Source organism: Aeromonas sp. R4-3 (assembly GCF_040908275.1).
Taxonomy (GTDB): Bacteria; Pseudomonadota; Gammaproteobacteria; order Enterobacterales; family Aeromonadaceae; genus Aeromonas; species Aeromonas rivipollensis.
On the sequence record NZ_JBFODK010000061.1, the window covers coordinates 176970 to 195965 of the forward strand.

General features: G+C 57.6%; 22 protein-coding genes. 5 read left to right on the forward strand and 17 right to left on the reverse strand.

The window, feature by feature from the left end; genetic code table 11:
• Positions 1–67: 67 nt before the first annotated feature.
• From cysD to cysC, 4 genes are all read left to right on the forward strand, one after another.
• Entirely contained in the window at positions 68–976 is a 909-nt protein-coding gene (cysD, locus tag AB5Y91_RS19590; RefSeq protein ID WP_139745786.1) for a sulfate adenylyltransferase subunit CysD, read from the forward strand.
• 11 nt (positions 977–987) lie between these two features.
• Positions 988–2427, forward strand: coding sequence for a sulfate adenylyltransferase subunit CysN (gene cysN, locus AB5Y91_RS19595; RefSeq protein ID WP_368170577.1), 1440 nt, complete (start codon positions 988–990; stop codon positions 2425–2427).
• 4 nt (positions 2428–2431) lie between these two features.
• Complete coding sequence (locus tag AB5Y91_RS19600) at positions 2432–4156, forward strand: SLC13 family permease (RefSeq protein ID WP_368170578.1); 1725 nt, start codon at positions 2432–2434, stop codon at positions 4154–4156.
• A 159-nt stretch (positions 4157–4315) separates the two neighbouring features.
• Positions 4316–4909, forward strand: a complete 594-nt coding sequence (gene cysC / locus AB5Y91_RS19605) for an adenylyl-sulfate kinase (RefSeq protein ID WP_368170579.1) — start codon at positions 4316–4318, stop codon at positions 4907–4909.
• A gap of 162 nt (positions 4910–5071) precedes the next feature.
• Here cysC and AB5Y91_RS19610 read toward each other — a convergent pair whose 3' ends face one another.
• The 16 genes from AB5Y91_RS19610 to AB5Y91_RS19685 form a co-directional block, all read right to left on the reverse strand.
• Positions 5072–5443, reverse strand: a complete 372-nt coding sequence (locus AB5Y91_RS19610) for a GFA family protein (RefSeq protein WP_368170580.1) — start codon at positions 5441–5443, stop codon at positions 5072–5074.
• A 417-nt stretch (positions 5444–5860) separates the two neighbouring features.
• Complete coding sequence (locus AB5Y91_RS19615) at positions 5861–6208, reverse strand: YciI family protein (protein ID WP_368170581.1); 348 nt, start codon at positions 6206–6208, stop codon at positions 5861–5863.
• A gap of 278 nt (positions 6209–6486) precedes the next feature.
• Entirely contained in the window at positions 6487–6744 is a 258-nt protein-coding gene (locus AB5Y91_RS19620) for a hypothetical protein (protein ID WP_368170582.1), read from the reverse strand.
• A gap of 126 nt (positions 6745–6870) precedes the next feature.
• Positions 6871–7227, reverse strand: a complete 357-nt coding sequence (locus AB5Y91_RS19625) for a hypothetical protein (RefSeq protein WP_368170583.1) — start codon at positions 7225–7227, stop codon at positions 6871–6873.
• Position 7228: 1 nt separating this feature from the next.
• Positions 7229–7726, reverse strand: a complete 498-nt coding sequence (locus AB5Y91_RS19630; protein ID WP_368170584.1) for a hypothetical protein — start codon at positions 7724–7726, stop codon at positions 7229–7231.
• Between the two features lie 332 nt (positions 7727–8058).
• Positions 8059–8451, reverse strand: coding sequence for a hypothetical protein (locus AB5Y91_RS19635; protein ID WP_368170585.1), 393 nt, complete (start codon positions 8449–8451; stop codon positions 8059–8061).
• A gap of 86 nt (positions 8452–8537) precedes the next feature.
• Complete coding sequence (locus tag AB5Y91_RS19640) at positions 8538–9032, reverse strand: hypothetical protein (protein ID WP_368170586.1); 495 nt, start codon at positions 9030–9032, stop codon at positions 8538–8540.
• A 741-nt stretch (positions 9033–9773) separates the two neighbouring features.
• Positions 9774–11402 (reverse strand): PAS domain-containing methyl-accepting chemotaxis protein, encoded by a 1629-nt coding sequence (locus AB5Y91_RS19645; protein ID WP_368170587.1) that lies wholly within the window; start codon positions 11400–11402, stop codon positions 9774–9776.
• Between the two features lie 261 nt (positions 11403–11663).
• Positions 11664–12512, reverse strand: a complete 849-nt coding sequence (locus AB5Y91_RS19650; protein WP_106885858.1) for a TIGR03899 family protein — start codon at positions 12510–12512, stop codon at positions 11664–11666.
• Between the two features lie 137 nt (positions 12513–12649).
• The gene (locus AB5Y91_RS19655; RefSeq protein ID WP_025328211.1) at positions 12650–13123 is read right to left on the reverse strand and encodes a DUF3299 domain-containing protein; all 474 of its coding nucleotides are present in this window, start codon (positions 13121–13123) and stop codon (positions 12650–12652) included.
• A gap of 33 nt (positions 13124–13156) precedes the next feature.
• Complete coding sequence (locus tag AB5Y91_RS19660) at positions 13157–14404, reverse strand: ABC transporter permease (protein WP_368170588.1); 1248 nt, start codon at positions 14402–14404, stop codon at positions 13157–13159.
• A gap of 79 nt (positions 14405–14483) precedes the next feature.
• Positions 14484–15170 carry an ABC transporter ATP-binding protein gene (locus tag AB5Y91_RS19665; RefSeq protein WP_368170589.1) on the reverse strand — a complete coding sequence of 229 codons (687 nt, stop codon included), beginning with the start codon at positions 15168–15170 and terminating at the stop codon, positions 14484–14486.
• A 4-nt stretch (positions 15171–15174) separates the two neighbouring features.
• Positions 15175–15783 carry a DUF2796 domain-containing protein gene (locus AB5Y91_RS19670; RefSeq protein WP_368170590.1) on the reverse strand — a complete coding sequence of 203 codons (609 nt, stop codon included), beginning with the start codon at positions 15781–15783 and terminating at the stop codon, positions 15175–15177.
• Positions 15784–15818: 35 nt separating this feature from the next.
• Positions 15819–16109, reverse strand: coding sequence for a hypothetical protein (locus AB5Y91_RS19675; RefSeq protein WP_368170591.1), 291 nt, complete (start codon positions 16107–16109; stop codon positions 15819–15821).
• Between the two features lie 43 nt (positions 16110–16152).
• A complete protein-coding gene (locus tag AB5Y91_RS19680; RefSeq protein ID WP_163147216.1) occupies positions 16153–16695 on the reverse strand; it encodes a YtfJ family protein in 543 nt (180 codons plus the stop codon).
• Between the two features lie 220 nt (positions 16696–16915).
• A complete protein-coding gene (locus AB5Y91_RS19685; RefSeq protein ID WP_111910454.1) occupies positions 16916–17794 on the reverse strand; it encodes a hypothetical protein in 879 nt (292 codons plus the stop codon).
• A gap of 123 nt (positions 17795–17917) precedes the next feature.
• Between AB5Y91_RS19685 and AB5Y91_RS19690 the strand changes: the two genes are divergently transcribed.
• Entirely contained in the window at positions 17918–18268 is a 351-nt protein-coding gene (locus AB5Y91_RS19690) for a hypothetical protein (RefSeq protein ID WP_174218658.1), read from the forward strand.
• 26 nt (positions 18269–18294) lie between these two features.
• Here the strand turns inward: AB5Y91_RS19690 and ppa are convergent, their stop codons facing one another.
• Entirely contained in the window at positions 18295–18825 is a 531-nt protein-coding gene (gene ppa / locus AB5Y91_RS19695) for an inorganic diphosphatase (protein WP_005329022.1), read from the reverse strand.
• Positions 18826–18996: the final 171 nt, after the last annotated feature.

The window sequence follows — 18996 nt, forward strand, 5'->3', positions numbered from 1 at the left end:
GCGGCACCGAACTGAACCAGAACTGCGCCCCGAGCAGGCGCGATAGCAATGAACCGAGGACCCAGACATGGACCGTGAAAGACTGACACACCTGCAACAGCTGGAAGCCGAGAGCATCCACATCATCCGCGAGGTGGCTGCCGAATTTGAAAACCCGGTGATGATGTACTCCATCGGCAAGGACTCCTCCGTCATGCTGCACCTGGCCCGCAAGGCCTTCTACCCGGGCAAGATCCCCTTCCCCCTGCTGCACGTGGACACCAACTGGAAGTTCAAGGAGATGATCAAATTCCGGGACGAGACCGCCAAGAAGTACGGGCTGGATCTTATCGTCCACAAGAACCCGGATGGCCTCGCCATGGACATCAACCCCTTCGTGCACGGCAGTGGCAAGCACACCGATATCATGAAGACGGAGGGGCTCAAGCAGGCGCTCAACAAGTACGGCTTCGATGCCGCCTTCGGCGGTGCGCGCCGGGACGAGGAGAAGTCCCGGGCCAAGGAGCGGGTCTACTCCTTCCGTGACAAGTCCCACCGCTGGGATCCGAAAAACCAGCGCCCCGAGCTGTGGCGGGTCTACAACAGCCAGGTCAACAAGGGGGAGAGCATCCGTGTCTTCCCGCTCTCCAACTGGACCGAGCTGGACATCTGGCAATACATCTATCTCGAGAACATCGACATAGTGCCGCTCTATTTCGCGGCCATGCGCCCAGTGGTGGAGCGCAGCGGCATCAAGATCATGGTGGATGACGAGCGCATGCCCATAGGCCCGGAAGACGAGGTGAAGCAGGAGCTGGTGCGCTTCCGCACCCTGGGCTGCTACCCGCTGACCGGGGCCATCGAATCCAATGCCACCACCTTGCCCGAGATCATCGAAGAGATGCTGCTCACCACCTCGAGCGAACGGCAAGGGCGGCTCATCGACCACGATCAGGCCGGCTCCATGGAGCAGAAGAAGCGTCAGGGATATTTCTAAGGAATCGCATCATGAACAACCATATTCAGACCGCCATCAGCGAACAGGGCATTGAAGCCTACCTGCACGCCCAGCAACACAAGAGCCTGCTGCGCTTTCTCACCTGCGGCAGCGTGGACGACGGCAAGAGCACCCTCATCGGTCGCCTGCTGCACGACTCCCAGCAGATCTATGAAGATCAGCTCAAAGCGCTGGAGTCCGACAGCCAGAAGCTCGGCACCACAGGCGAGAAGCTGGACCTGGCACTGCTGGTGGACGGCCTGCAGGCCGAACGCGAGCAGGGCATCACCATAGATGTGGCCTACCGCTATTTCTCCACCGCCAAGCGCAAATTTATCATCTCGGACACCCCGGGCCACGAGCAGTACACCCGCAACATGGCCACCGGCGCCTCCACCTGCCATCTCGCCATCATCCTAATCGACGCCCGCAAAGGGGTGCTGGATCAGACCCGTCGCCACAGCTTTATCGCCAGCCTGCTCGGCATCAAGCAGTTCGTGGTGGCGGTCAACAAGATGGATCTGGTGGAGTTCAGCCAGGAGGTGTTCGATCGCATCAGCTTGGAGTACCGCGAGTTCGCCAAGAAGCTCGGCGTCGACACCATCCACATAGTGCCTGTCTCGGCACTGGACGGTGACAACGTGGTCAACCAGAGCGACAAGCTGGCCTGGTATCAGGGCGAGACCCTGCTCGCCCTGCTGGAGAGCGCCGATGTGATACAAAATGCGGAGCGCGAGCTGGAACGCCAACCGGTGCGCCTGCCGGTCCAGTACGTGAACCGCCCCAACCTCGATTTTCGCGGCTTCGCGGGCACACTGGCCTCCGGCATCCTGCGGGTCGGCGACCGGCTTGCTGTGCTGCCGTCCGGCAAGGAGAGCACTGTGACCCGCATCGTCACCTTCGACGGGGATCTGGAGTACGCCCTGCCGGGTCAGGCCATCACTGTCACCTTCGCGGACGAAATCGACATCAGCCGGGGTGACCTGCTGGTGGATGCGGCGAAAAAGCCCCAGGTGACCCAGAACCTGCTGGCTCATATCGTCTGGATGGGGGAAGAGTCCCTGCAACCGGGCCGGGTCTATGACGTCAAGCTGGCCACCAAGAAGAGCCGTGGCCAGGTGGAGGTCATTCGCCACCGCATCGAGATCAACAAGCTGGACGAGCTGCCCGCTTCCGAGCTCAAGCTCAACGAGATCGGCCTGTGCGAATTCAGCCTGACCGACCCGGTGGCGTTCGACCCCTATGCGGATATCCGCGACACCGGCAGCTTCATCCTGATCGACCGGCTGACCAACGTCACAGTGGGGGCGGGCATGATAGTGGAAGGGCTGGCCGCAAAAGCGGTGGCAGGGCAGTACAGCGAGTTCGAGATCGAGCTCAACGCCCTGGTGCGCAAGCACTTCCCCCACTGGCAGGCGCTGACCATCAGCAACGATTCCGGCAAGGAGTAAGCCCATGACCTGGCAACAATCCCTGGTGCTGGGTCTGCTGGCTGCCCTCGTCGCCCTGCTGATCCAGGGCAAACTCCGGCCGGCGCTGCTCTTCTCGGGCGCCGTGCTCATCACCTATCTGAGCGGCCTGGCGGACATCAACGCCGTGGTGGCTGGCTACACCAACAGCGCCCTGCTGACCCTGGTGTTGCTGCTGCTGGTCTCCTTGGCGGTGGAGAAGACCCGGATCATGAGCTGGTTCGCCAACCTGGTGGGCACCGGCTCCTTCAACAAGGTGCTGGTCAAGGTGTGGTTCTCTACCGCCTTCCTGTCGGCCTTCGTCAACAACACCGCCGTGGTGGCCTCCATGCTGGGGGCGGTCAAGCGCAACCCCAACCATGCCCCGTCTCGGTTGCTGCTGCCCATGTGCTTCGCGGCGACCTTTGGCGGCGTGCTGACCCTGATCGGCACCTCCACCAACCTCATCGTCAACAGCTTCCTCATCAAGATGGGGGCGCCGCCGCTGGGCATGTTCGACTTCTTTATGGTGGGGGCGGGTACCCTGCTGACCGGCCTGGTCGCCGTGCTGCTGTTTGCCCGCCACCTGCCGGAGCAGGACACAGAAATGAGCCGCGAGTCCGGCTACTTTCTCGAGGCAAAGGTGGGGGCCGGTTCCCCCATGGCTGGGCGCAGCGTCAAGGAGAACGGCCTGCGCAGCCTGAAAAGCCTCTATCTGGCCGAGATCATCCGGGGCAACCAGGTGATCTGCCCGGTGCAGCCGGAACACGAGTTGCACGAGGGGGACATGCTGCTGTTTTGCGGCGATGTGGAGAGTGTCGGCGTGCTGCAGGAGCTCAAGGGGCTGGATCTCTACGGCCAGCACCGCCTTAACGGCCAGCACCTGGTGGAGGTGATCGTCAGCCACAGCTCTCGACTGGTGGGGCAATCCATCAAGGATGCGGAGTTTCGCACCCACTTCGATGCGGTGGTGCTGGCGGTGCGCCGTGGCGAGACCCAGCTCACCGGCGGCCTGGGCCAGATTGAGCTGCACGCCGGCGACACCCTGCTGCTGGCGCCGGGCCCCAAGTTTGCGGGCAACAAGTCCCTCTCTCGGGAGTTCGTGGTGGTGAGCGGGCTGGAGGCCTCCACCCGGCTCGATGGCAAGCGCAGCGCCGCCGTGGTGCTGGGCTTTCTCGGGGTGCTGGCGCTGTCGGTGTTCGATCTGGTGCCGCTCTTCAAGGGGCTGCTGGTGATGCTGGTGGTGCTGCTCTTCTCCCGCATCCTGACCCTGGACGAGATCCGCCGCCGCTTTCCGCTGGACATCTGGCTGGTGGTGGGCGGGGCGCTGGCCATCGCCGATCAGCTGGAGAAGAGCGGGTTGGCCAGGTTGATTGCCGACTGGCTGATGGGGGAGTTCAACGGCTCCAGCCCCATCATCGCCTTTATCGGTATCTATCTGTTTACCCTGGTGCTGACCGAGCTGATGAGCAACAACGCCGCCGCGGCCTTGGCCTTCCCCATGGGCTACCAGCTGGCCCTCAGCATGGATGTCTCCACCATGCCGTTCATCCTGGCTGTGCTGTTCGGGGCCAGCTCCAGCTTCATACTGCCCTACGGCTACCAGACCAATCTGATGGTCTATGCGGCGGGCAACTACAAGATGCCGGATTACCTCAAGCTGGCGGTGCCTGTCTCCCTGGCTTACAGCCTGGGGGTGATCGTCATGGTGCCCCTGCTGTTTCCGTTTTAAGGCGCAACCCTCTTCGTTTTGGGGCCCTGATGCCTCGCAAGGAGTTTGAATGAGCAATACCATGGCATCAGCAAGTTATCGGCTGACAGTCCGAATCGGCTCCCCGTTGTTGTGGACAGTTTCAGTGTTGAGGCGTGAGCGCCAATCAAGGAGTGTTGGATGAGCAATATCGTGTGGCATGCCCATGCCGTCGACAAACAGAGCCGGGCCGAGCTGAAGGGACAAAAGCCGCTGGTGATCTGGTTCACCGGGCTGTCGGGGGCGGGTAAATCCACCCTGGCGGGGGCACTGGAGCAGGCGCTGGCCGCCTCGGGCAAGCACACCTATCTGCTGGATGGGGACAACGTGCGCCACGGCCTGTGCGGGGATCTGGGCTTTGATGACGCCGCCCGCCAGGAGAATATCCGCCGGGTCGGCGAGGTGGCGAAACTCATGGTGGATGCGGGCCTTATCGTGCTCACCGCCTTTATCTCACCGTTCCGTGCCGAGCGGGATCTGGTGCGCAATTTGCTGGGCGCCGACGAGTTTGTCGAGGTGTTTGTGGATGCTCCCCTTAGCGTGTGCGAAGAGCGCGATCCCAAGGGGCTCTACAAGAAGGCGCGAGCGGGTGAAATCCGTAACTTCACCGGTATCGACTCCGCCTACGAGGCCCCCGAACAGCCAGAAATCCATCTGCTGAACGCCGGCAAACCGGTGGCGGCGCTGGTGGATGAGTTGATTACTGCTCTAAGGCTGCGGGGTTTGATCGACTGAGGTTGATTGCAGATACCGAGGATTGATATCAGAGGGGGGCAAGTGCCCCCTCGTTAATTTCCTGCCAACCATTTCCAGTCTGTTGCTCACCACAAAGGAGGCCGCAGTGTGACGCTCAAAAGCGCAGCTGTTGGACGTCCAGATCGCGGCGAACGACGCGAATCAATGGTCGGGTTGCACCTCGATGGCTGCGCCATTCAATACCTCAAACGATAGCGAGGAGGTATCTATGCCTTCCAGGCAGCCAAGGTTGATGCGGTAGTGACCTGGCTTTCTCATCGTTTGGTGGAATGGGTAGATGCCGCACTGGCTGCAGAAGTGGTGCTTTGCAATGCAGCTGCCGAGTTCATAGGTTTTTAGCGTGCCAGCGGCGGCGGTGATAACTAGCTCGGAGGGCGCCAGTGTGAATGAGCTCATCAATGCCCCTTTTCTTTGACAAATGGAGCAGTTGCAGCGCAAGCCGCTTTCAATGGCTAGGCCTTGGAACTGAAATTTTATTGCGCCGCAATGGCAGCTTCCTCTGTGCTTCAACATATAACCTCCTTGTGTTACCTGACGTTGTGTTACCTGACGCCGACGCAGCGAGTCGGCCTGAGCGCCTTGTTGGGCGCGGTTGTCGGCATACCCATAGCCCCAGGAGCGAGACGGAGCTTGATCCCGAACTGAGACGCCCTGATCGACAGCCGCCCTTATCGCCATCACCCCTTTTCAATACCGCGCTATCGTGCGCTGACGCCCGGCGTTTGAATTCGCCGGCCTGCGCGGCTTTTCGCGCAGGTTCGGTTGACTGCCGGGTTGGGCCCCGGCTGAGAGTGCTGCACGTCTTGGTTCGGCGCAGGAGTTGGCAAGATGATGGCCCATCCCTCTCAACCGCATGGCTCACTCGCCGCGCCTGCCCAGCGCCCTCTGATGGGGCAACATAACGCTACCCGCTGACCCTGCAAGTTGCCCTCAGGGTGCACCCTCGGCCGCTGCATCTGGCGCCTTGGCCGCTAACGCAATGCGATATGGATAGAACTCTGCGCGCATCACCTGGTGTTGCACCGCAGGGTCATTGTGCATGATGTCACGCGCCGCCTCCTCAGAATGGGCCTGCAAGATCACGATCCCAAAGCTACTCGCATCTGTATTCAGCGAGCGTCCCGCGAGTACGACCACCCCCTGCTCGGTGAGCTGCTTCAGGTAGGCAAAGTGCTGGGAGACGATTGCTGCCTCTTCGGGGGGGGACCATGGCTCAGCATCTCCGGCCGCGTGGGTTGGATTTTGTACAGATAATGGGTGACAGACTACATAGGACAACCTCTTGTTTTAATCCAGAAGGATGTGACGAGCACCAGTGACAACGCCAACACCATACGTATATGTCCGGGCAGCACTGCGCCATATTGGAACGCATATAAACAGCAATATTGCGTGATTTATCTGATAAGTAGCCGAGCGCCAAGTTTAGTGCGGTTTGTAAGTTGACGGTTTTGCGCGAATAATTAGCGCAGCCAATGCGCAAAAACGGCTACTTACAAATCGTCCAGCACGCACAGCGTGCGAACTAGAACGTCTTGTAAGGCGATGCACATTGATCAGATTTTTTCTGCAAGGCTCTTTAGTTTTTTACTCATTTTTGAAATTTTTACTTGTGCTTTTCCGTCGTTATTAATTTTCATTGCAGTTGCGTAATGTACTACTGCCTCATAGGATGCTTTGTCCGTTACTTCATACCAGCCGGATTTGTATTTCAATTTTTCGTCTGCAACCATTTGAGCTAGATCTGGATAATTCTCTACGCGTTTTTTTATGAGGTTCTTGAGTTCGTTGATTTCTTCGCTATTTAGTGGCATTCAGGTTCTCCTTTTTTCCTAACGCCGCCTTAAGCGGACAAAAATAGTTAGCTACACTTGTTGAGGAACGCAACAAAGCCAACTGTTTTTGTTCCGACTTAAAGGCCTTGTTAGGAGTTTTTTACATTAAAACGGGATATCGTCATCGTCAGACATGAAGGCTCTTGCCACTTCAATTTGTTCTTTAGTTGGCTCTGGATCAAGCTTTGATTCAACTTCATTCAATTTATCAACCCAAAAGATATACTGTTCATCAGTAAAATCATCAGCTTTTCTACCTTCATATTTTTCTATGAAATCAATTAGTGAAAAAGTTAAAGATTTTGCTACTTCAGAAGGTTTACTTTGGTAATCATCTTCAAAGAAATCTTTCTCATATCTCCAATAATGTTCAGCTTGTTTTAAATAACGACCAAGGTAGTAGAACGCAGCTCTTGCATCCGAAGTTTCTACCCCATTTATTAGTTCAATAAATTCTTTCATATTAACCAATCCTAATTATATCAAATGCTGACTGCGGTAAACCTGATAGTATGTACTCATGCGATAATGGGTTAGCCTTATCTTTAACGTCAATTTTTTGATAAAACGGTACAGCCTCTAGCCTAGAAATAACACACAACAAAGGTTTAAACTGTTGATCTTTTGCTACTTTGGTAATAGTTACTATCTCGTCGTGCGCTTCTTGAGTAATTTTACCTAGCTTAAGCATCACAGATGCCCCTTTTCGAATCCCCCTTCTGTTGTAATCTATTTTTGTATTATGCAAATCAGCTCCGTCGACTTCCTTTTTCAACAATTTATATATTTCAAGTGGAGATGAGCTTGGTGGTACAGTGAAATGAGGTGAGTCGAAATCAGAACCGAAATAAGGAGTGCACCACATGTAATGCTTGTCTCCGTAATATTGCTTATTAATATTAAATGCAAGAGTAGTCATTGCTGAGTATAGAATTGGATGACTAATATCTTTTAATGACACCTAAAACTCCTTTGATAAATTGATACACGAAACTCTTAACGCTTCAAGAATCTGGGCGGCTTGCCGCATCCGTGTTGCTTGACTTGTTATGTGGCCATTTGGTTAACGCCATTACTGGAATTGTCGGGATGTATTGGTACATCAACAAATTGGACGGAGATTGGCTCGCCAAGTTATCTACGCCATTTAATATCGTTGAAGCAGTACTTACTGCAGTTTGGATTACAAAGAGAATCAACGAATATTTAAGAACACTAAGAAAGTTCAAGATGGCTCCTTGCCACATAACTTTTACTTGTGGGGCCGCGTAGCGGTCCCACACCAAGTTATTGTTAGCTTTTTATTATCACAGAACCTTTGATGTTGTGAGGCCCAAACGTCAAAATTTTGCCTTGCAATGGTGATTGAGAAATAGTTCTCCATAACAGTTCGGTAAAGTCACTCATCGCAAATATTGCATAAGTTAAAATATCAACAGATGATGATTCATCATTCGAAAGATCAAAAAATGAGTCGGTTTGCTTTTTAAAATCACTAAAATATTTAAAGTTATTTCTATCGATCTTAATAAATTCTGGTGATTTTGGTATTGGCGCAACTACTAATGGTAAAAACTGGTCGTTAGGAAGTAGTAGTGTAGTTGTTCGGATATAATTTCGTTTGTTTGATATGGCGATTGGGCATGCGTGCATTACTAAATCTCGATATATGCCGAGCTTGTTCATCCAACCATTTTCGTTACAAATTTCTTTATAAAACAACTCATAATCTGTTAACTCGGTTCTTTCTTTAAAAAATTTATTAAATATTTTTATGTTGTATTCATGTTTAAAATGTCACCTTTCAAATGAGAGGGGACTACATAATGAAAAACAAATTCAGAAATATAATCTCTTAATACACACGCATCGTATAAAAAATGTTGGAATTTGGCATATATATCATCGGAAAAACCATTGATGAACTTATTATCTGGTTTAAAACTCTCAACAATAGAGAATAATTGATTTCTATATGCTAAAGATAGATCTCTAAGGGTTTTATTTAGTAGTGTTGCCTGATGTGATATTCTCTTCGATAAGTCCCACAAATGTCCGTTTTGTTGAGTATAAGCCTCATTACCGATATTGCTCCATGTCCAACATGCTTCAATGTTTGCCCAAGATATGTTGTTATTAGTGTTACTAAATATCCACTCGATAGGCATTTTTCCTTCTATTTGGTGAGCATGATGAATAAAATCAACACCAACAATTTTTCCAAGATTGTACTTATCGACTACACGATATAGTTTTTTTAAAATCATCTATTTTGAAGACGGCTTGTTTTTTATCGAGCGTATGCGGATGTAGTATTACAGACTTTGAGTCTTCTGGATCATTAACTAAGAAAGCTCCACCCAATAGATGTATTTCTCTATATACGATTGGCCAATCATTGGTTTTAGGTTCTATCATAAATTTTTCTTAAAAAGCTAACAGTGATTAGATGGAAGGCGGTACTAACACGTTAATACCGCCTTCCATCTAACTCCGCTCCACCCTGATACAGGGCATAAGAAATGATATTTTAAATCAATGGCTTACATTCTTGATTTTGAAGCTGAACGTGTTCGCTTGACGTCCTCTTTTTGCGCAACCATTACCACCGAATAAAGAAACAGTAAGGTGGTGGGGCGTGGAAAGCATCGGCAATGCTACCGCCCCTGAATTACAGCCTCCAGTCTGCTGGTGTTTACCTGCGGTGCTGCTCTGGTCTGGTTCATGACTGACTCCGACACGAGTTGGTCCTGATGGTCATGTTACCGAACGAAGCCAGATAGGGAAGAAAGAGATGGTAGTTTATCGAGCAAGATCAATAAATTGAGCGGTCACTGGGGTGGGGGTGAGGGCGGGCGGATAAGCAGCTGGCTACCTTGCGCCGTCGAGGCCTGATCTAGGGTTACTGCCCCAGCCTTATAATGTCGATGGGCCCGTCTCGTGAGAGACGGGCCCATGCTTTTTTGTATTAGCGCACGGTCTTTAGGTCTGGTTTGCTCCGTGAAGGCTTAGCGGGCCAGCAGGGGCTGGCCGTCAGGCAAGGACGTACTGACGGTATGGGCGGCGGGATGCTGCTGGAACTGGCGTACCAGCCTCTCCAGCTCGCCGAGTTGGCGCACCAGCTGGACTATGCCCTGCACGGCGTGGCGGCTGCCCAGGCTGGAGTCGTCGGCCAGGGTCTTGATGCTGAGCACGCTGCGGTCTATGTCGGCGGTGACCTGGGATTGCTCCTGCACCGCCTGGGCTATCTGGTTGCTGCCGGCGGCCACCTGCAGCAGGCGATCGCTGATCTGTTGCAGCACGTCGCCGGTGGCAGCGGCCTTGAGGCGGCAGCTGGCGGAGAGCCGCTCCCCCTGCGCCATGGCCTGCTCCGCATCCCCGGCACTGGCCTGCAGCAGGCTGATCATCTTCTGGATCTCGCCGGTGGAGGATTGGGTCTTGATGGCCAGGGTGCGGATCTCGTCCGCCACCACCGAGAAGCCGCGACCCGCCTCGCCAGCCCGTGCCGCCTCGATGGCGGCGTTGAGGGCCAGCAGGTTGGTCTGGTTGGCTATGTTGTTGATGACGTCCAGGATGCCGTCTATGGCCCGGCACTGGGTGGCGAGGCTGGTGATCACCCCCTTGGAGGTCATCAGCTCGCCGTGCATCCCTTCCACCTCTTCGATGGTCTCCTGCACGCGCAGATTGCCCTCCCTGAACAGGCCGGCGGTCTCATCGAGCCGATCGGAGGCGGCGGTCGAGCTGTGGGAGACCTCGCGGATGGATTCCGCCATCTGGGTGATGGCAGTCGCCACCTGGTTGGTCTGGGCCTGTTGCTGCTGCAGGTTGTCGGTGATGGTCTCGGCGTTGTGCAGATCCGTCTGGGCGGATGTCAGGATCTGCTGGCAGGTCTGCTGGGTACGGGCCAGCACCGCATTGAACTCCGCCTGGTTAATCTGCATGGCGAGCTCGACGGCGGCGAGGCGATCGACCCGTCCTGTGTAGAGCAGCTGCATCAGCGGGTTGTCGAAGCGGCTGCGGGCCAGGGCCTCCAGTCTCGCGAGACGGCGGGAGAGGGCCTGGTTGATGACGAGCGCCAGCATCAAGGAGAGGGCGCTGAGCAGAAGGGGCCAGCCAGGGCCCTGCTGATAGCCGAGGGCAACCAGGGCTGCCAGGCAAGGCAGCAGGCAGAGATTGAGCGCGAGCGTGTGGGAGCAGGGGGGCAGGCGCAGGGCCAGTGGTGTCTTGCCGCTGCGTATCCCCTCATAGACTCGCTCCGCCCGCTGCTTGACAGTGTCGTCCGGCGCAGTGCGCACCGACTGGTACTCCACCACCTTGCCGCTCGCGTCCTGGATGGGGGTGACGAAGGCGTTGACCCAGTAGTGATCCCCGTTCTTGCAGCGGTTCTTGACCGGGCCCATCCAGCTCTTCTTCTGGCGCAGGTGGGCCCACATGTCGGCGAAGGCCTGGGGCGGCATGTCGGGGTGGCGGACCAGGTTGTGCGGCGAGCCCTGCAGCTCCTCCAGGGTGAAGCCGGCGATCTGGCAGAACTCGTCGTTGGCATAGGTGATGCGACTCTCCAGATCCGTGGTGGAGATCAGGTTCTGATGCTCCGGGTAGAGGCGCTCACGCTGGGTAACGGGTTGATTGACTCTCATGGCGGCTTCCGGCTGTGGAGGGGATGATGAGTCCCGACAATTTGGGACTAGTAGTCCCATTGCAAGCCGTGCACCAGAGTGCCAGAGGACGCTTAAATTGCGTTCAAAATGAATCTTATTTGCTCAAAATCCGGAGATTGACGAAAACGGCCCGGCCTGGCGTCTCCGCCTGCTGAATCGATTCGCTTTTTGGGAGCCGTTTTGGCAACGGCGTGACGGGTTTCGCAATTTGGCAAGGCGGGGCCGGGGCGCCCGCCGGGATCAGCTGGGGAGATCAGGCTCGCCGGCCGGGGCCAGCATCAGAGTCTCTATCTGCAGGTTGGTCGAGAGCAGTGTCTTCAAGTCCTGCAGGTACTCCTCCAGGGGGGGCTCTTCCAGCAGCAGGGCAAGTTCGTTGCCGATGGGGGTGAGGCGGTAATAGAGCAGGGTGAGGTTGCTCTGGCGCTGGCGCAGGCGCCAGCGCTGGTTGCCGAAGGCCAGCTCGACCCCGTCCGCAGGCAGGGGGCCGGATTCCAATTCGCCGCGGTGCATCAGGCCGAGATCGCACAGCAGCAGCAGGGCGCTGTAGGGGACCCGGTATTTGCCAAGTCCCATGCGGGTGACCTTGGCGCGGCTGAGTAGGCCAGCCCCCTTGTGCATGCCCAGCAGCAGGCGCTGCTCGTCGCTGCCCTCGTAGTGACAGGAGAGGGCGCAGATGCGCTGGAACAGCTGGGCTTCGCGCTGGGTCATCTCCTTGAGGGTGTTGAGGGCCCGGATGGAGAAGCGGCCTGGGGTCGCCACCTCCAGGGCGAAGATCCGCCCCCACAACTGCTGCATGGGCACCATGCTGATGTCTTCGGCCAGTTGCAGGAAGCGGGTCAGCCAGTCGCTGTCCATCTCGCCGCCTGCCGCCGTCTCTTCGCAGTGGCGGGCGGCCATCACCATGATGGCCTCCAGATTGCGCTGGCGGGCGGCCTGATCCGCCAGATGGCGGAAGGTGGCGCGTTGTTCGAAGGTGCTGTCGCTGTTACGGGTCAGCATGCCGTCTATGCCGCGACTGCGGGCCAGGCGCAGGGTCTGCTCCTGGCTGCTCAGGATGGCACTCTCTTTCTTGGGGGGCAGGTCAGCCATGCTGGCTCCGTGATCGCAGGGTCTGGTGTTGAATGTTACTCCAACCTGGCCCATGAACAATCCCTCAGGCGGGGGCGGCGTCACCGGGCTGTCACAGGATAAAAAAATGGCCTCCCGCAGGAGGCCATCGGTGTGGCTTACTCTTCGTAGACGCTGACCTCTACCGCCTCCATGGAGTAGGAGGCGGTGGCCATCTCGTGGCTGGAGCTGACGGTGTGCATCTTGCCCTTGACCCAGATGGCGTCCCAGAGATCATCCACCGGTGCCCCCTTGGGGTAGCTCACGTAGATCACCTGGTTGGTGGGGGGCGGCGGCACATGGATGCAGGCACCGAAGTAGGGCACCAGCAGGAAGGCTGTGATGGTCTTGGCATCCCCCTCAAGGGGCACCACGAAGCCGGGGATCCGCACCTCCTGATTGTCCAGCTTCTTGTTGACGCCCCCCACCGGCTGCGGCACCGACATGGGGTCTTCGTGATTGACCTGGGGCGGTGGCAGCAGCTTCTCCCCCTCCGGGATCAGCACATCCCAGTCGATGGTCTTGTAATCGGCAGCCATGGCAGGCAGCACCAGCAGGCTGGCCAGCAGCGCCACTATCTTCCACTTCATCATCTGTCCTTCTCTATTTTGTCAGGGGCCGAGGCGTTAGACGCGGATGCTCATGCCATCGCTCAGGCTGTAGCGGTAAGCGCGGGCGGCGGGAAGCAGGCCTATCACCATGCCCGCCAGCCACACCAGCCCCAGCAGTTGCCACTCGTAGGCGCTCGGCAGCCCCAGGCTCAGTTGCAGGCCATAGTGGCTGAGCAGCCAGGGGGTGGCAAGCCCCTGGCCGAGATAGAGCACGGCCACCCCGAGGGCGATGCCGAGGGTGGTCAGCGCCATCGCCTCCAGTGCCAGCAGCAGGAAGAGGTGGGAGGGACCCGCGCCCAGGGATCTCAATATGGCGAGCTCGCGGCGCCGCTCGTTGAGCCCCGCCAGCAGGGTGGTCAGCATGCCGATGAGGCCCGCCACCACCACGAAGCCGGCGATCACCGAGAGCGCCGTCTCCGCCACGCTCATCAGGCTCCAGAGCTCCTGCAGGGCGGCCCCGGGCAGGATAGCCATCAGCGGTTCCCTGGAGTAGGTGTTGATGCTGCGCTGCAGCTGGAACGCCAGAATCCGGTTACTTAAGCCCACCATAAAGGCGGTGATGGTCTTGGGGGTGAGATCCAGTGCCAGCGCCTGCTCCGGGGTCACATTCTTGCTGTGGCGGCCGGTGTCCCAGCCGAGGTGGATCGCCTCTATCCCCGCCAGCGGCACATGTATGGTGCGATCTATGGGGGTACCGGTCGGTGCCAGTATTCCCACCACCTTGAACGGCAGGTTGTCGTGCTGGCTGAAGGAGGTGTTGCCGGCGCCGTGGGCGATGACGATCGACTGACCCAGCTTGTAGCCGAGCTTCTGTGCCACCTGGGCGCCGAGCACAGCCTCGAACGGCGTGTCGAACGGCCGCCCCTCGCGCAGTTGCAACGACTGCTGCTGGCCGTACTTCAGATGGGTGAAGTAGTCGCCGTTGGTGCCGAGCACCCTGAACCCCTTGTGGGAGTCACCCAGAGAGAGGGGGATGGTCCAGGCGACGCCAGGTTTTGTCTTGATGGCCTGATAGGAATCCCAGCCCACGTTGTTGGTGGGGTTGCCGATGCGAAACACCGAGTAGAGCAGCAGGTTCACCTGACCGGAGCGGGCGCCGACGATGAGATCGGTACCCGAGACAGTGTTGGAGAAGCTCTCTCGGGCTTGCATTCGCACCCGTTCCACCCCGAGCAGCAGGGTGACGCTGATGGCAACGGCCAGCAGGGTGAGCCCGGCGGTGAGGCGGCGGGCCCAGAGACTTTGCAGGGCAAGTTTCAGCATGATGCCCTCCGTTTTTTAGCTTGTGGCTTACCCAACCTTGCAGGGCTGACCGGGCAGAGGCGCTGGTTTGCGGCTGTCATCATGCGGCCCTCCGGTTGAGCAGTTGCAGGTTCTCCACCCGGGGGAAGAGGGGCTCCAGATAGGGGTCGTGGCTCACGAAGATCAGGGTCGAGCCCTGTTTGTCGCACTCCTCGAACAACAGCTTGATAAAGGCGGCCCTGTTGTCGGTATCCAGGGCCGAGGTGGGCTCGTCGGCGATCACCAGGGGCGGCGAGCCGATCAGCGCCCGGGCGGCGGCGACCCGCTGCTGCTGGCCGATGCTGAGGGCGTGAACGGGACGATGCAGCGCCTCGTCCGGCAGTTGCAGCTCCCCTAGCAGGCGGCGCGCCTCCTGTTCCGGGCTCCCCTGCAGGCGGGCGCGCTTCTTGGGGGAGAAGGTGAGGGCGGCGGTGACGTTGTCCAGCACCGAGAGAAATGGCAGCAGATTGAACTGCTGGAAGATGTACCCCAGATTGGCCGCCCGGAAGTGGTCACGGGCACGGCCGGAGAGCCGGGCCAATGGCTGGCCCAGCACCTCCAGGGTGCCGTGGTTGGCGGTCTGGATCCCGGCCAGCAAGCCGAGCAGGGTGGACTTGCCGGAGCCCGACGGCCCCTTGATAAACACCCGTTCCCCCTCGCTGATGCGCAGGGCGGGCAGATCGAGTACAGCCTCGCCACCTGGCCAGGCAAAGGCCAGATCGCGGATCTCAACCACGGCGTTTTTCATGGCGTTACCAGCTCAGCTTGTTGGCGGACGGGGTCAGTTCGGCCGCGGTCTGGCCGGTGGGCAGTATCCCCTGCACGCTCAGCTTCTCCAGGCTCGGGTAGAGGCTGAACAGGGTGGCCTCCAGGCCATTGAGCTTGGCCGGGGTGGCGCAGGTGTAGGTATACATGGCTCCGAGATCGGCGTGACCCGCTTCGTCATGATGGTGTTCATGCTCGTCGCTGGCAGCCTTGTCATGGTCATGGTCATGGTCATGGTCATGATCATGATCATGATCGTGCTCATGGTCGTGATCCTCTTTGGCGGCCTGCAGCTCCTGCTGGGTCAGCTTGCAGCCGGCGGCCGGGTCCAGGCGGAACAGGGCGTCAGGCTGCTGGAGGCGGGCGACTGCCTTGGCGTATTGCGCCTTCTCTTCATCGCTCTTGGCGGTGTGCTCGAAACCCACCAGATCGGCGGCGGGGGCCTGCAACTCGATCATCAGCTGGTCGCCATCGACCACCAGATTGAGGTGGCCGTGGCCGTGCTCGTGGGCGCCATGGCTGTGACTTTCGTGTTCGTCGTGATTTGCCTGGGCGCCGAAGGCGGCGGCGGCCAGCAACAGGGTGACTGCTTTCATCGTTAATCCTTTTGAAAAATTGATAAGAAACTGATTCAACGGAAGAAACAATGAAGGTGCGGCGGTGCTCTGATGCGGCTATGACCTGCTGTGGTGGGGGTGACGTTCGGCAAGGTGGCGCCGATAAACAGCGCTATGGCAGAGGACGGGGTGGGGACGAAGGGGGTCGGGGTCAGTGCCAGCTTGCCATCCAGATGCAGGGCGCAGAGGGTGCAGGCATGGCTATGGTCGGGCAGGTCGGCTTCAAGCGGGTGCTGTGCCAGCGCCGGTTGCATCCACAACCAGCCCAGCAGCAACACCCAGATTGTCAACGTGGAACGACCCATAGACCCTTATGGAAAGGGCGCCATCAGCGCCCTTCTCTCTGATTCAGAGATGGGACTGGATGAGCCCCATCACCTTGGTTATCTCGGTGGCATCGAGCTGGCCATCTTTGGCAAACAGCACCTTGCCCTCTTTATCCAGCACTATGATGGCCGAACTCTCCGGCGCCAGATCCCAGGCGTTGCGAGCCATGCCCTTGGCATCCAGCACCATGGCGGACCAGGGGAACTCCTTCTTGCTGTCTTCGGCGCTGCTCTTCACAAAAGCGGAGGTGCCCCAGATGGCGTCATTGCTGTTGATGATGGTGACTGTCTGGTACTTGTCATGGGGCAGCTTGGCCGCCTTGATCGCCTCTATCATGGGGGCATTTAGCTCCTTGGCGCTGGAGCGGCCCGCGATATGCTGGATCAGAAAGACCTTGCCGGTCAGTACCTTGCTTTGCCAGGGCTGGTAGCTGATCTCTTTCTCTTTCAGCACAAGCTCGCCCTTGTCGCCGATGTTGACCAGCGGCACCTGGGCCGACTCCTTGATGTTGTGGGCCAGAACCAGGGTTGGCAGCAGCGCCAGGGTAAGTACGAGATGTTTCATCCGTATGACACTCCTTTGTTATGTTATAACGATTTTGGAATCGAGGGAATGGGACAACCCACATCCTAAACTGATCGGATCTGTTTAAAAAGTGTTAAATAAAAACGAGAGTTAACCCGGTCGCAGAAGCAATCTGCCCCTTAACTTGCGAATGGGGGCGGCAAGGATGGCATGGAGTCGATAAAAATCAACCGCTTGCCCATACACTCTGGCAGTGGACTCAATAGAGTGGCTCACTGATCAGGGGGATCTGGGCCATGGTCATCTGTTGGGCCAGCAGGGGGGAGCCGGTCAGCAGCACGTGGCGCTGGTTGTCTATCACCAGGGTATCCCCTTCCAGCCCGCTGTCGGCTGTGATGGCGAGCCAGGCCGGCGAGACGCTGCCGATGCTGATGCCCGGATAGATGATGCTGAGGTTGTATTGCGGTGCCAGCTCGGCCAGCAGGCTGGCCATCAGCAGCGCCTTCTCGTCGCTGTCGGCCTTGTTGTCCTGCAGGGCCTGCAGGGGAGGGGCGAAGTGATCCATCTGTTCGGGCGGGGTGGGGATGGCGCTTAACCACTCCTGCAACAGGTTGACGCTGGTGGCCAGATCCTTGGCCGAGAACTGCCTGGCCAGGGGCTTGAGATCCCCCTTGAACTGGTAGAACAGCTGGGAGTAGTTGGGCCTCACGCAGGGGAGCTGGCGATTGGCCGGGTGCACACAGGGCAGCACCCGCATCTCGTAGAAGGCATCTTCCTGATACTGCTCATAGGCCTGCCAGAACTGGGTGGATTCGAGGCTGTCGTCATGCAGGGTGAAGGCCTGCTCCAGATTGCGAAACTTGGTCGCCGTCTCCGGGCTGTTCTGGTTGATCTGGTTGATGCTGTTGTAGAGCCTGGGGCTGATGTAGGAGTAGAGGGTCTCCAGCGGATAGTTGAGGGAGGCATCGAGCAGCGTCATCTCGTGGCGGCTGGCCGAGAGGACCCGCTCGTCCGTGCTCAGTTGCAGGTGCTTGCGTTGACCGTCGGCTGATTGCCACTGCCAGCTCAGGTTGACCTCGTTGGCCATAGCCGCGGAGCCGAAGAGTAGACTCCACATCAGGCCTTGTGCCAGTTTCATGGTGTGCATCCTGCTTGGGTGATACTAAACAACTAGGTGAGCCGACGGAATTTGGATTGGTCTAGTGATGACAATATTGGTAATTATCTGATCCAGCTTTAAATTTAATCAGGGAAATAAGTCATGCGGGAAATAACCATGAAGCCTGTTTCAATGTGTTTGCTGATATTGCTCTCTCTGCCGGCACTGGCGGGTCAGGTGATCGTCAATCAGGGCATGTCCACGGCAGATACCTTCGCCCTGCGGGATCAGCTGGCGCGGGAACATGAATGGCAGGAGTGGTTGCGGTTCCAGCAGGCCGTCAAGTGGCTGGAGGTGCTGCCGGTAAACTGCGATCTGGTGGGGGGCGCCGGGCAGGAATATCGCTGTGGTGACAACTATTACCGCCCCTATCGACAGAACGGACGCGACCTCTATATCCAGGGGGATCCCCCCGGCCAGTCCCCGCAACGGCCAATAAAAAAGGCGCCATAAGGCGCCTTTTTTTGCGAGGGAGACGCTTACTTGGCAGCGTAACGCTCGGCAGAAGTCAGGATTTCGGCTTCGGCAGCGGCCTTGTCGCCCCAACCTTCCACCTTGACCCACTTGCCCGCTTCCAGCTCTTTGTAGCGCTCGAAGAAGTGCTGGATCTGGGCTTTCAGCAGCTCGGGCAGGTCGTTCACATCCTGGATGTGATCGTACTGCTTGGTCAGCTTGGAGTGCGGCACGGCCACGATCTTGGCATCTTCGCCAGATTCGTCGGTCATCTTCAGCACGCCAACCGGACGGCAGCGAATGACGGAGCCGGCCAGCAGCGGGTAGGGAGTCGGCACCAGCACGTCGACGGGATCCCCGTCCAGAGACAGGGTGGCGTTCACGTAACCGTAGTTGCACGGGTAGAACATAGGGGTGGACATGAAGCGATCAACGAAGATGGCACCGCTGTCCTTGTCGACTTCGTATTTGATCGGGTCGGCATTCTGCGGGATTTCGATGATGACGTAGATGTCGTCAGGCAGGCTCTTGCCAGCCGGTACCAGGTTCAGGCTCATGACGTTTCCTTTGAGTGTTGGAGTCAAGTTTGCAGGCCGACATTATAGCGATGTCCCGTCAAATGACCATATTTCGCAGGCAGGGGAGCGTGCTGGTGGATGCCGCGTCGCCTGAGGCCGTCCGATTTCTGTCGCCTTGCCGGGCCTGGCTGCGCTCTGGTCATGGTCGCG